This is a genomic window from Burkholderia sp. E168m22, assembly GCF_001319805.1.
GTDB classification, from domain to species: Bacteria; Pseudomonadota; Gammaproteobacteria; order Burkholderiales; family Burkholderiaceae; genus Burkholderia; species Burkholderia orbicola.
The window spans coordinates 56,946-69,555 of sequence record NZ_BBSK01000049.1 but is presented as its reverse complement, the minus strand read 5'-3'; the positions used below and the strand labels follow the sequence as shown (position 1 = coordinate 69,555).

Sequence of the window (12,610 nt, the reverse complement as noted above, 5' to 3'; positions counted from 1 at the left end):
GAGATACAGCTCACAACCTAAATTACTGCTTCTTCCCAGATTGGTTCTGTTGGCCACGCCAGCAGAACAACCCCCTTTGCCTGATGACCATAGCGAGTCGGTCCCACCCCTTCCCATCCCGAACAGGACCGTGAAACGACTCTACGCCGATGATAGTGCGGATTCCCGTGTGAAAGTAGGTAATCGTCAGGCTCCCCTCAAGCCAGAAACCCCCGCCCGACAAGGCGGGGGTTTTTGCATTGGCGCGGCAGAAATGTGTGCGGTGCACCTGGCATGGGCCGCATCGCGTGTTGAATGCGCTGATGGTCACGATGCCGCTGATCGGGTGGGCGATGCTCACGGCGAGAGGGTATTCGGTGACGTTTGTGTGGCTCAGGGGCGCGCATCGGGTGTTGGCGTACCAATTCTTTGCCACGTTCCTCGCGCACTTTGCGGCTGCGCTTTATCACTGGTTGATTCGGAGGGATGGGGTGGTTGGGCGATGGATGGCGGGGAGCTGAGGGAGAGCGAGAGGAGTCTTATCTCGAAATTGTGATATTTTCCAAATTCCTATAACGGTCCTGCCGTTTCTATAGGCCTCGAAGGCACTAATTCCATGGCGACCTGAGAGGCCTTTCTATTGAAACTTCGTATGCAGGCACAGCGGAGAAAAAAGTGGAATTGGAAGAACTTCGCGATGTGCTCCGACAGTTTGTAGCGGAGCGGGGTTGGCAGAAATTTCATACGCCCAAGAATTTGGCGGCGGCGCTGAGCGTTGAAGCTAGCGAGCTGCTGGAGCCGTTTCAATGGCTCGATTCCGGGGAGAAGGTCGAGCTTTCGGATGACCAGTTGACAGCGATCCGTCATGAGATGGCAGACGTCCTTGCGTACCTGGTGTTGCTGGCGGACCGGTTGGAGATAGATCTCCATAAGGCTGCGCTGGAGAAAATTGAAATTAATAAAAAGAAATATCCAGCAGAAAAGGTGTACGGAAAATCAAAAAAATACTCCGAATACGGGGATTGAGTAGATGCCGCAATACAGCGTGAAAGTTGGCGACATTGAGGATGTGGTGCGAGAACTGGGTGGAAGAGCGCCGTACAAAAAAATCTATGAAGCGCTGCTCGCAAAATTCTCGTCAGGGAAGTTGCCAGAAAATTATCAAGATATGGCGACGTTTCAGGCGACGGTGCGTCGCAAGGTGGAGGATCACTGCCCCCAGTGCATAGATTTTGATCCGTCAAAACGAGAGGCGAAGTTCATACGGGTAGAGCGTGGTACGTTCGAACTTGCTCAGTATGAGGGGCAGGTCGCAGAGTTGCAGACCGTTCAGGCACGTCAGGCCGCTTTCGACAAAGACGTTGATCGAGCGCTTGCGGACACATCGGCAGCACGAAGAAAGCGACTCGCACGAGCCAACAAAAAGCCGGCAAAGATCAAGGCCGTCACGGAGATCTACGTTCGGAGCGCTGACGTTGTTGCGGAGGTCCTGCTTCGAGCGAATGGCGCTTGTGAGCGTTGCAAAGTACTCGCTCCGTTTCTTAGGAAAAAAGACCGCACACCATACCTCGAGGTGCACCACAAGCAACGCCTTGCAGACGACGGTGAAGACACGGTCGAAAATGCGATCGCATTGTGCCCAAATTGCCACAGAGAGCTTCATTTCGGCGTCGAGTCTTGAGTCAGATTGCAACAGTGAAAGGCGTCGAAGTTGTAAGGCTGCTTTCCTTTGCTACGTTCCTCGCGCGCTTTGCGATTGCGCTTTATCACGGGTTGATTCGGCGGGATGCGGTAGTGAGACGATGATGGGGAGGTGAACGGTGGCCATCTCGCTGAGTAGATCGCCACTGTTGAACCGGGTTCGGGCAGAGGCTTCGGATCGCCGAACTTTGCCCGATATATCCGACATCGCTGCAAATCACTCGCTGGCCATAAACTCCTGTTGGCTGGCGATCAGCGATGCGCCACATGCAGTCTTCATCCCGTCGAGCGCAACTGCGCGGCCTTCAATCATGTACTGACTGGAGCCTTGAACGATCGGATACCGGTTGAGCACGTCGAGCAGGATCTCGCGTGCGTCCTTTTCCAGCCAGTAGTGGTCGTCGCGTGCGTGGCCGAGGAAGAAAAGGGCCGATGCGAACTCGATCTGGTAGACGGCGAGATCGCCGTCGTCGCCCAGGATTCCGGCGCGATGGACGAAGCCGTGGATCGGACGGTACGTCGAACTTCTGAAAGGTGCGCTTGCTTGCTGAATCCAGAGTGTGACCGGTTGGTGCATCAGCGAGAGCAGTGCGATGTCGTCGCGAGGCGATGCGATGTCGACAGTCCATCGGTAGTCGCGGCCGATCTTTGCCTATCCCGTTGCGCGGAGTGGAATCAGCTTGTTTTCCCCGAGGGGCGTATCCAGCTTCAGCAGCCGCTCATGCTGTAGAAGGCCTCGGTGGAAGGCGTCGACAAGACTACGGGATATTAGTTTTCCTGGTGTCGGTGGTCTTTCCAACAAGGTTCTTCTCCCTTTCTCTCAGGTTCCCCGCACGGCGGCGGAGGCGAGGACGGTCATGTTGTCATCGCGTATTTGTCTTCTGAAATGTCCCAATCGACGTAGCGTGATTTGGACATGTACTAAGGAATGCAATGTTAGATGTGGACTCGGACGCTGTGGATAGAAACGTGGTCGTCGTCGAAACCGGAAAAGGGGAATTTGTACCAGAATGAAACTAGGCGGCAAGCCATTCGAACTGCTGGATGAAATGGAGCGGGGACTTTTTTGAGGTGGAAATTTGTGCCGGCGTAGCGGGCATGCTGTCGGTGCGTGGGGGCACGCGTGATCTTTCGAGATTGGGAGACCGTCTCAGATTGTCACATTACGGGTCAGGCGACGATCGTAGACCGACGCTTACTTGAGCAGCGAAGAGTGGAATGAATGGTTCGATGGGATTCGAACGCGGCGCACTCGTTATCGGAAGACTGAGAAGTCAGATCCTGAGGACTGGCGGCGATGATGCCGCCAGCTAGGTATCGCAGCCGATCACTGCTACGGTCATGAGTTGCTACGTGCCAAATGTTGCTACGCTATTCGGCTTGAGAGCTATAAGTTTTGCAAAAGGGCTTTTCATGGTTGACATCCTCACGCCTGTGCAGCGGAGCGCCCGAATGAGACGGGTACGGCAGACCGGAACCGATATCGAAATGCGGTTACGACGTGCGCTCTGGGCTACCGGTCTTAGGTATCGCATCAAGGCGGCTAACTTACTACCGGGTCGGCCGGACGTTGTATTTGTCCGGGCGAAGGTTGCCATTTTTGTAGATGGATGCTTTTGGCATGGATGCCCGCTTCATGGCACAAGACCAGCCTCAAACGCGATATTCTGGGCCGAAAAAATCAAGCGGAATCAGCAGCGAGATCAACAGGTCGATAGCAAGCTGTCTGCGGCCGGTTGGCGCGTTTTGCGCTTATGGGAGCATGAAGTTAAAAAGGACCTGACAGGATGCGTAAAGCGAATACGCGAAACAATTCAAACTCCAGACAGATAGTGACGCTGATTGAGAAATTCTTCAACGTCGTTGAGCACAGAAGTTAGCAGGGTACTTACGCGTTCATAGTCGCGAATAAGTTCGCCTGCGGTCAGGTCCTTACCGTAGTCACCAAAAGATTCGGCTCCATGTGCTAGGCGATTTCTCGCAATCATGATGGCGTTTAGGCGCTCTTCTTTGTAGGAATTAGTTGTTTTAATTCCGAATTCCGTCAGTTTTTCGCGTATTTTTCTTGAATTAACATTTCCGTTGAAAACCTTGGCCTTGTCAAAGGTGCAGCCTATGATGTCGGTCGTTATGACGATTAATTTATCTGTTAGCTTGTCGGCAGCCACATTTTTAATGTTTGCGAGTACAGCGACTTTGAGGCAAGTGCTCAGGGCATCGAATGCCACTTTTTTCGCTTGCAACTCGTCAAATATGGCTTCTACTGTGTTGGTCATGGTCGACTCAACAAGGTTGTAAAGCAACAGCATCGCAGCCGCCTTCATCGTGGGCGGCAATCCTTTGGGAATGCCGTGGTCCTTAGATTCGATATCGTCAAGCCAATCAAGGTAATCTTTGATTTCGGCGCATCGCTTATCAAAATCGGCGCGAACAGAATACATTTTTATGCATGCAGAAGTTGGTCTCGCACAAATTCGATGCGAGCCTTCACCTTTGGTCGAGAATTACTCGCGTCAGAAACTGTATGTTTAGAAAACGCCTCTGATGCTAGCCAGTCTGCAATATCTTGCTTTGATGCATTAAGTTCGGGATATTTCAGCAATGCAAGTGTTACGCCAACAGAAATTGCCTCGAAACGAACTCGTGGAACCGACAAATTGGTAGGGGATTTTCTGAAGCCAAAAGGAAAATTGTCACGAACGAACTCAAGCATCGAAACAAAGCGCGAGAGTAACTTCTCCTTGTCAAAATTGTGCTGATGTTCCTTGAGGTAGCTGTCAAGGAAGCTTCGCACGCTGTGGTTGAATTGTTCATATCGGTCAGCATAAGCGAAATAACGAAGCACCATTTCTTCTGCTTCTTCTCTTCTTTGCTTTCTATACGAGATGGGGCACACTTCGTTAAATAGTGGGAGGGCCGCGCATTCCGAGATGAAGTCGTAGAAAGGGCCGGTAAAGATACCCTTGCGCTTTTCCATCGCCCGGAGTTCGTCGCTGCCTGTATTGATGCGTTCGAATATGTCGCGCCTGACGGATTCCGTTGCCTTCTCCGATAATTCAATCACCCGAATGGGGCGTCGCTTGAATTTTCTCTGCCGTGACAATTCGATGTCGGAAAAGCGAAATCCGTTGAGCTTGAAAAGCTTCTCCAGGCCATCGAGGATCAGCTCGTCGTTTAAAAAGGCTGCGAGCGTGCGAATGCGTTGCGAGCCGTCGACGATTTCGACGCGGCCTTCATCCGATTCAATGTCTTTTTCGAGGGATGCCGTGAATACATAAGGTATCGGAAGACCAAGCATCACCGACTCGATAAATTTACTTTGACGGTCGGTGTTCCACACGAAATCACGTTGGTAGGTCGGAACGAAAAGCTCATTAGCGTCTTCGGACTCTCCTTCCAGGTACTTCTGCACAATGAGTTCGACGGTGTATTCCTTTGTTTCATAGTCGACATCAGTTTGCAGCTCACGGACCTGAGCTTCAGCTGTCGTTTTGTCTTCTTCCGTGATAAACCGGAGCTGGTTTCGTGCTGTCGTTGCCATAGTAAATTATCTGAAATGTCCCGTATCTCGAACCATGTCTCTCGACATCGATGTTAGGCTGGTAGTAACTCCAGTTGCCTTTCTAACCGAGGTGGGATTTCGCCACCTAGGAGCTCGACATGACGTTCGACGGCAGCTATGAAGTCATTGTTAAACTTGAGCTTGGCACGGCGGGTTCGTGTCAGGAAACCAAGTGTTGCCTTAAGCGAAAGAGGGTCACCATTATCCTGCAAAAATTCTGACAGTGAGGGCGGTCGATGTCCCAATGGGTCGATGCCGATATCTACTTGATATCGGCGCCTTCCATCAAAGCGCGCCGCCCGAGGGATACGGCCGGCTGCCGGAAATTCGCGATCCAGTTGCGTATCATAGACCCCAGGATCATCCAGTCGTTGCCCGATCCACTGAGCAACCGGGACGCTGACTGCACTGCCAACGAGACTCCAGCGAAACGACTGGCGGACGACATTCTCGGCGGGTTCAGTCCATCCAGGCGCAAATCCCTGCAGCCTTTCCGCGTCGCGAATACTCGGCTTGACAATTTGTCCGTCCGGTAGCAGCACGGCAGGTGGTGAGGGAATGCCAATCGTCGAGCCATTTTTGAGCGTCGGAACGCTATCGACGGCCCATCCGAGGCCGGTTAGTCCCTCCGTCCAGTAGAATCCGTGCGCAAGTCGGCCCACGTCAGTCGTTGGACGATCGAGTACATTCTCGTCGACGAGAACAACCTCTGCCGGGTCGATTGCGCGCGAAGCCACCATAAAAACTCGTTCGCGCCGCTGCGGTAGGCCGAACGCAAAGGTATCGACGACGCGATATGCCCATCGATAGCCGCGGCGCTCGAACTCATCGGTGATAGCCCGCATCGCTGCGCCTCCATTCAGCTGAAGCATGAATGGCACGTTTTCAATAACAACCGTAGGAATACGCCGTCGAGACAATAGACGGAATACTTCTGAAATGAGCCCGGACTTTTGACCGTCAAGCCCTGCACCCCGGCCCGCCTGGCTCAAGTCCTGGCATGGGAAGCCAGCGCAGATTGCGTCAATGTCGGACGGTAGGGACCTGAGCGTCGTTATGTCAGTATGGTAAGGTACGTTGGCGAAGTGGCGTTTTAGCACTGCTTCGGCCGCGACATTGACGTCGCAGAGCAGTCCGGTATGGTGTCCGGCCCTAGCCAGACCAAGCTCGAATCCGCCGATTCCGGCAAAGAGTCCTGCAAATCTCATTTTTCATCTGTCGCTATTTCGGGGGGGCGCGAAACCTCACATCGGGACCGAGTCGCACATTTCTGGCGCGTTTATCCAGGAACCGGGTCACCGGGCGCCACTCGAAAGGATACTCGAGTTTGCCAATGGCCTCGAGGACTTTTAGCAGGTATTGCGGCCTTACGTGCAGACAGTTGACTCGCGGTGACTCCCACACGCCAGCCGGAGGGCTCAGGCGAGGGGAGGATGTGTGGTGCCGGATGTGCTCCCACCCGGCGAGACCGGACGCGGGAGCACTTGGAGGCTCGCACGAACACTTATAGCAGTCCGTGCTTCTGTGCATGCTCGCGTGCCGAGAACAGTACTCGCTGTGGGCGCCTTGCGGCCTGGAACGTGTCAATCAACAACGTCGTTCCAGAAAATCCATCGACACATTTTTCCAGCACAGCCTTTCTCGACCAGAACGGATGGACCATCACATATCGACGCGCGGTATTGCGTTCCAGTATCGACGGCAACTGCAAGGGCCCAACCCGCGTCAAATGGTATAAGTCAGGACTGAGTGCTGTAATTTCTTCCGCCGAGCGCCGGGCCAAGTCAGGCCAGTCGTCGAGTTCGGGCGATGCGATCCAGTTACCGTCCAGACCTGTTTTCGACGACGCGTCGAGAAAGACCCGGAGCATTGACAAGCCGAGCCGCCAGTCCAGCAAACCGTGATAGGCTCGGTTGCCGTACCGCTGCATACACTCATAGCAGGCCTGCGAGCACTTGCCGCGATGCGCCTCGCGAAAGTATGGTGCAACGAGGTTGTCCGATAGTGGGGCATCGACCATAGACTTCGCGAGCCTGACAATGAGGGGAGGGTTCCCTTTGGCAAGGCGGTTTGAAAATCCGGCACCGTTCACGAGAAAGTCTGCTATCTGCAGCAGTGGCTTGCCATTGCGCAGGCGTGGCTCGAGAGCCTCGAACTCGTCGGGGGCGATATCCAGCTCAAGGGACGCTCGCTGTATCAGCAGATGAGTCGCGCTAATCAATGCCGCGCGGACTGAGGTGTCCCCGAAGTCGCGGCCGACCCGTCCGATATCCAGCCCTTCCGGAACCTGGACGGGCGTAAGATACACGGCGTCGGTCTTCTTGCGGGCCATCAGCCGGACCGCTTCGTCGGTCAAGTCTGTATTGCGTCGCGCAGCGCCACGCATATCTAGTTCAGCGAATTTTTCTTCGGTAAGTAACTGCCCGTCCAACAGCCATTTCCGATTTCCCGGTGCTGGTACCCGATGGACCTTAGTCGGAACCATGGCGAACGGCTGAGGAGTACCCGAGTCATCAAGCTTGCCTTCATTGAGTCGAAGAACGCGTGCATCCACTGTGGCGCCAACTGACATGTTCGAATCGGGCACGCTGCTGAGAGATACATTTGAGGCCTCAGTCGTCGTTATGCGACGGAACACGGGCGCCAATTCCCCTTCCTCGACAGATTTCGGCCGAAAATCGGTGGTGAAAGCAACGGGGCTGGTATATCTCGCAAATCTTTCGCTTGGAATGTCAGTTTCGCAGTCTACGCACTGAATCGCTTCCACCGGGAGGTCGGCCAGACTCGACACGGCCCCGCACGACTCGCAAAATGCGACGTATCGGATTTCTGCTTTCCATGACCCGTATGACGTTGCGCGATCCGGTTTCACGTCGGGTTCGCGTAGTGCCGGCGAGAAGCCGATTGACTCGTGCTTTCTTTTGTCGCGTACGAGTGAACGACCGGGTGCGAACTCGTAGACCGCGATATCAAGGTCTCGGTCAACAGTTGCAAATTCAGGAGTCTTTTCCTCGTTGTTCTCGATGCCCACGTACAGGTCGCGTACCCTTGTTGGCATGCCGTACATGGGCAGCAAACCCTGCTCAGCAAGAAACTGTGCCAGTGGCAATGGACTGCCCGCCCCCTCTCCGGCAAGGGACCAGACTTGGTGCGTCAGGTGTTGCGGCGTCATTGCATCTTTCATAGTCCTGGCTTGGGTCGTGTCCTTGTCGGACAGTGCATCGATGACCCCGTCCCGCGTTGCGAGCGTGGCGGCCAGCGCGCCCTCAAGCCGACTCCGCCAGTTGCCAGTGACGGCATAGAAGATAGACGCGGGCGGAAACTCGCCATGCGTATCCGTCAGGTCGTCTCCTAGATAAGCGGCGCCGTCTTCATCCCGCAGGCGTGCAAACGCGGCAGCTAGCCAGGCCTTTCGCACAATCCGTTCGACAATCACGATGTGTCCCGTTGTCAGGAATGGCGGAGGCGGCACGTCACCGGTTATTCGCTTGGGATTGCGGAAATAGTGGAGGTCGTGACTTCGGCTCCGGCATAAGGTGACCACCATTGAAAATGCCTGACCACGCCGACCCGCGCGACCGACGCGCTGTTGATAGTTGAATCGCTGCGGCGGCATGTTCGCTTGATACACGGCCTGCAACGCACCAATATCAATACCAACCTCCATCGTCGTCGTAACCGACAGCAGGTCGATTTCGTTGATGCGCTTGGAGAGCTCAAACTCAGGCGACTGCTTCTCTCCGACGAAAATTCCCTTGAAGGCTCTGAGCCGGGCCGCCGGCGAGCCAGTCTGCCCCGTGAGCTCCTCGCAATGTAGCCGGAACGCTGATTCATTGCCCTGTTCGGATCGCGTGGTGCGCCGCGCTAGGAAGTTCGAATCCCACAGTCGTTCGACGTTGCCTTCCCGCTCATTAGGCAATGGGTCAAGGCAGCGCGTGCATATGCCGGTTCCTCGGTGCAGGTGAACGCGGCCACAGTTGCTGCAACGATAGTAGGGGTCTCCCGCTTGGCTCAGCCTGACGTAGAGTTTGCTGAGCTCAACGATACCGTGTGCGTGTTCGAGGTCTCTGAATTTCTTGAGCACGTCGTCCAGTTCAAGGGCGGGCGCCGTAGGTACGCTGGCGCGCGCGAACTTGAAAATCCGGTGCTGTTGGCCAAACTCCTGCGCATGGTCGACATGGGGCGCATCATCGGACCAACGGTTTCCCGCTACACGATACGCATCTGCGAATACCCGCAGATAGGCATCGAGTCGGTTCGAATCAGTGGTCTGGCTGGCGGTCATCGACGGATAGCCAATACCCGTCTCCTCAAGCGCGAAGTAGGTCTTCGCGAACAGCACTTCGTAGGTCAGCGGACGTTGGTCCTCGCGAATCTCGGCGCGAGCCTCCCCGGCCTCCCCGCTATCGCTGTGTGAAGGCCATTCTGGCTTCCCGCTTGCTCCAGCAGGGACGACCCAGTGATTCCACTGCTCGTTGCGGATGTAGCCGATACCTGCAGCGTCCGTCGGATGAATGCCAAGCTCGACATGTCGTCGCAGATAAGAGCGCAGTTCGTTCGACGTCAGCAGTACCGGCTCTATTACTTCGGCAAGCGCGACCCGTGACGGGTCGGTAGCAAGTTGCAACTTTGCCAGCTCATCGGAGAGCCGCTTCAGTTCGAGGAAGTCGCCCCTCTTGAGTGCCTCGTCGGCCTGTTTCTTCTTCTCTTCGCGCGCTTCGTCATTCGGCCGCTCGGCAACGACCGACTTCAGCGCTTCGATGAGCATCTGCCTGCGGGTATCCTGATGGTGCCGGCGCTCGATGTCCAGTGCAGCACGGGCCGCATCCTGCCGGCTGTCGGAAAAGACCACGGACTTGGGAGTTCGACCGCTCACCCTCAAGGCCGAAAACAACTCGGTCGCGAGCAATTGCGACGTTTTCGCGAAACCGGTACGAAAACTTCGCAACGGCGACATGGCCCCCATCCCTGGTCTGCGCCTGCTGTAGTCGGTCCCGCAAGCGGGGCAGCAGCGCGGTGAAGCGGACCCGGGCTTCTTGACCAGGTCGTCCGCTTGATTCATGTGGAAGAGCCGTCCCGAGAGGCGCGAGTTGTCGGATGCGACAACGGGCGTGACCATCGCATTGCGCGTATCAAGAGACGCATCCGGCCAGTGTTCGTGCGCGGTTTCACCGTCCCTCGGCTCGTCGCGCCGCGGCCAGAAAATGGCGTACTCGTTATAGCTGAGATTTTCGTAGTTGGTAATCGCGGCAGCTTCGGGTAACTGTTCCAGGTTCGGCGCCGTCGTCAGCAGCTCTGTCGCTCCCAAATTGTCGTCGGCGTTTCGACGTCCACCGACAAATAGTTCGCCGCACGCTTCGCAGTACACGAGCTCGAATAGTCGCCGGGTCGAACCGTCGTCGCACAGAGCGTGTGTGTGACCGCGCTCAACCGAGAGCCCGTCGAAGTGCAGCTTTCCGCCGCTATCCCGATAGGGGGCGGCGAACATACCCTCGATACTCCGGAAGAACGAATGAAGGCGGATGCTCGGCAGTCCGTCCGGAACCGCGACGCCGTAGAGTTCGGGCGTTGATACCGCGTCGGCAAGCCCGCGCAGGATGCTCAATCCTCGAACCGCTTTCTCGGCGTCGACTCCATCGCTTCCGAAAAGTCGTTGGGCGATTTCACTGACTGCGGTGGCGCGCAGCACTGCGGATGTTCCATTATCGGTCGTGCAGGCATGAACAATTGCGGATGATGCGGTGGCAATCACTTTGGGCAGAGCCGCGGCGACATCCGTTGGAGTCGCGTCTATTCCCAACGACTTTGCGACACGCGCGATGGCGACGTCGAGTGCGGAAGTGCGTACAGTTACTTGTGGAGCAAAGTCGGCCCCGTTGACGTCCAGGACAGCGGCGAGCTCCACGAACGGCTCGGTAGCGAGCGGTAGGGTGCCGTCGAACCGCTGTGTGAGTTGCCGTCCACGCACGATTGCATGGCGCCAATCTGCGGGCGTGCCAAAACTAGTGTCGCCGGGTTCGCGGGCCGAGCCAAAGCTGCCGAAAAAATCAAACAGATACTGGAGACTGACCTCCGAGTCGGGACCTTCATCGGGCAACGAGGCGCTCGACGCCAGAATCCTGACCTTGTGCCGATGCTCAGGTCTGTCAAGACCCAGCTTGGCGAAGAGGCTTCTCAGGAGACCGACGACCTCCATTCCGGCCGAGCCACGAACCAGGTGAAGCTCGTCCATGACTAGAAAGAAATAGGCATCGTCGTTTTCTTCAAGCCATTTGCGAGTCGATATGAAGATTGGCTCGTCGACCTCGCGCACGAGCATTGTCGCGAGCATTGATGTATTGGTAATCAGGATATCCGGCGGGGTTACCTGCATGTCCCAGCGGGTGACCATTTCCGCGCCATCGAGCGAGGGAAACAAAAACCTTGTGGGTTCGGGGGCTTCTCGACCAGCCACGTTTGCATCGGCAAGTTCTCGCGCATCATGTTCGCGCGCAAGTGTTTGCGTGGCTGCCAGGTCGCTCATCCGGCTGCGCATCGTCTCCATGCGTCGCGCCCGCTTGCGCTTTTCCTGCGCAGTGTTGGCACGTCGAGGATGATTGAGGTGGCCGGTGACCGGGGCGGCGCCAGTGTATCGGCCAAAGAAAATGCGATTTCCACTGAACCGTTCATCCATCACGGATGTGGCTTCGTCCGAGTCGAGCGCACGGCGTAGTCTCGTCATCTGGTCTTCGACTAGCGCGTTCATCGGATAGATCAGTAACGCGCGAACCGCTTTGGGGCGGCCAGGACTTTCTTTAGCGCGTTGAGCGACGAATTCCTGTCCGGCTTCTTTGTACCATTCGCTTGAGAGCTTTTCGCCATGTGGTGCAGGCCACCGCACAGCCTCCTGCGCGATGGTCGCGAAGATGGGCAGCATGAACGATTCGGTCTTTCCCGAGCCGGTTCCGGAAGTCACGATTCCAGGCATACCACGACCCACACCGCGTTCGAGCATCTGCCATTGATGCAGGTAGGGGCGCACATTGCTGGTTCGCCGCAGGTCGTCCCTGCCGGACGCTTTGCCGGGAAACAGTCCGGACAGTGCCAGTTCCACAAACGCGCGCCGGGCAACACTCGAAAAGGAGCGCAGCGGATTTCCCGAGTCGAGCAGGACGAGGTCCTGGAGAAAATGCGTCACCTGTTCATAGCGTGGCACCGGCTCAAGGAAGGGCTCCGTCGTCAGAGTGCCGTGTCGGGTTAGCAGTTGTCGCCGTGCTGCCGAGACGGAATGGTCGCGAATCCGGAAAGCAGTTTCCAGATACGACAGGAAGAATTCCCGGATTCTATGGGTAGCGCCTATCGGGTCGAGCATGTCGTTTACCGTGATTG

The 12,610-nt window shown here is 56.1% G+C and carries 8 protein-coding genes, 1 rRNA gene and 2 pseudogenes; 6 read left to right on the top strand and 5 right to left on the bottom strand.

Annotated elements, in window-relative coordinates; all coding sequences use genetic code 11:
* The first annotated feature begins 79 nt into the window (after positions 1-79).
* The 5 genes and pseudogenes from rrf to AP428_RS36705 form a co-directional block, all read left to right on the top strand.
* Positions 80-192: ribosomal RNA gene (rrf, locus tag AP428_RS13525) — 5S ribosomal RNA — on the top strand.
* 80 nt (positions 193-272) lie between these two features.
* Positions 273-500, top strand: a pseudogene (locus AP428_RS35115) (cytochrome b); the annotation flags it as partial.
* A 154-nt stretch (positions 501-654) separates the two neighbouring features.
* Entirely contained in the window at positions 655-1,005 is a 351-nt protein-coding gene (locus AP428_RS13515; protein WP_231691693.1) for a nucleotide pyrophosphohydrolase, read from the top strand.
* Between the two features lie 4 nt (positions 1,006-1,009).
* On the top strand, positions 1,010-1,660 hold the full coding sequence (locus tag AP428_RS35110; protein ID WP_082409360.1) for an HNH endonuclease signature motif containing protein: 651 nt from the start codon (positions 1,010-1,012) through the stop codon (positions 1,658-1,660).
* 41 nt (positions 1,661-1,701) lie between these two features.
* Positions 1,702-1,785 (top strand): annotated as a pseudogene (locus AP428_RS36705) (cytochrome b); the annotation flags it as partial.
* A 112-nt stretch (positions 1,786-1,897) separates the two neighbouring features.
* Here the strand turns inward: AP428_RS36705 and AP428_RS35105 are convergent.
* On the bottom strand, positions 1,898-2,326 hold the full coding sequence (locus AP428_RS35105) for a PAAR domain-containing protein (protein ID WP_306303115.1): 429 nt from the start codon (positions 2,324-2,326) through the stop codon (positions 1,898-1,900).
* Positions 2,327-3,021: 695 nt separating this feature from the next.
* On the opposite strand from AP428_RS35105, the gene AP428_RS35100 reads away from it, so the two are divergent.
* Positions 3,022-3,513, top strand: a complete 492-nt coding sequence (locus AP428_RS35100) for a very short patch repair endonuclease (RefSeq protein WP_306303114.1) — start codon at positions 3,022-3,024, stop codon at positions 3,511-3,513.
* Here AP428_RS35100 and AP428_RS36700 read toward each other — a convergent pair.
* The 4 genes from AP428_RS36700 to AP428_RS13480 form a co-directional block, all read right to left on the bottom strand.
* Positions 3,495-4,121 carry an MAE_28990/MAE_18760 family HEPN-like nuclease gene (locus AP428_RS36700; RefSeq protein ID WP_054928181.1) on the bottom strand — a complete coding sequence of 209 codons (627 nt, stop codon included), beginning with the start codon at positions 4,119-4,121 and terminating at the stop codon, positions 3,495-3,497. The genes AP428_RS35100 and AP428_RS36700 overlap by 19 nt on opposite strands.
* A 2-nt stretch (positions 4,122-4,123) precedes the next feature.
* The gene (locus AP428_RS13495; RefSeq protein ID WP_054928180.1) at positions 4,124-5,221 is read right to left on the bottom strand and encodes a DUF262 domain-containing protein; all 1,098 of its coding nucleotides are present in this window, start codon (positions 5,219-5,221) and stop codon (positions 4,124-4,126) included.
* Positions 5,222-5,274: 53 nt separating this feature from the next.
* The gene (locus tag AP428_RS35095; protein WP_082409356.1) at positions 5,275-6,450 is read right to left on the bottom strand and encodes a DNA cytosine methyltransferase; all 1,176 of its coding nucleotides are present in this window, start codon (positions 6,448-6,450) and stop codon (positions 5,275-5,277) included.
* A gap of 296 nt (positions 6,451-6,746) precedes the next feature.
* Complete coding sequence (locus AP428_RS13480; RefSeq protein WP_054928177.1) at positions 6,747-12,593, bottom strand: DEAD/DEAH box helicase; 5,847 nt, start codon at positions 12,591-12,593, stop codon at positions 6,747-6,749.
* Between the last annotated feature and the right edge of the window lie 17 nt (positions 12,594-12,610).

What these genes read in the sequence shown, in the direction of transcription:
- AP428_RS35110 (WP_082409360.1), top strand. Translation starts at nt 1,010, where the DNA reads ATGCCGCAATACAGCGTGAAAGTTGGCGACATTGAGGATGTGGTGCGA.
- AP428_RS35100 (WP_306303114.1), top strand. Translation starts at nt 3,022, where the DNA reads ATGAGTTGCTACGTGCCAAATGTTGCTACGCTATTCGGCTTGAGAGCT.
- AP428_RS36700 (WP_054928181.1), bottom strand. Translation starts at nt 4,121, where the DNA reads ATGTATTCTGTTCGCGCCGATTTTGATAAGCGATGCGCCGAAATCAAA.
- AP428_RS13495 (WP_054928180.1), bottom strand. Translation starts at nt 5,221, where the DNA reads ATGGCAACGACAGCACGAAACCAGCTCCGGTTTATCACGGAAGAAGAC.
- AP428_RS35095 (WP_082409356.1), bottom strand. Translation starts at nt 6,450, where the DNA reads ATGAGATTTGCAGGACTCTTTGCCGGAATCGGCGGATTCGAGCTTGGT.
- AP428_RS13480 (WP_054928177.1), bottom strand. Translation starts at nt 12,593, where the DNA reads ATGCTCGACCCGATAGGCGCTACCCATAGAATCCGGGAATTCTTCCTG.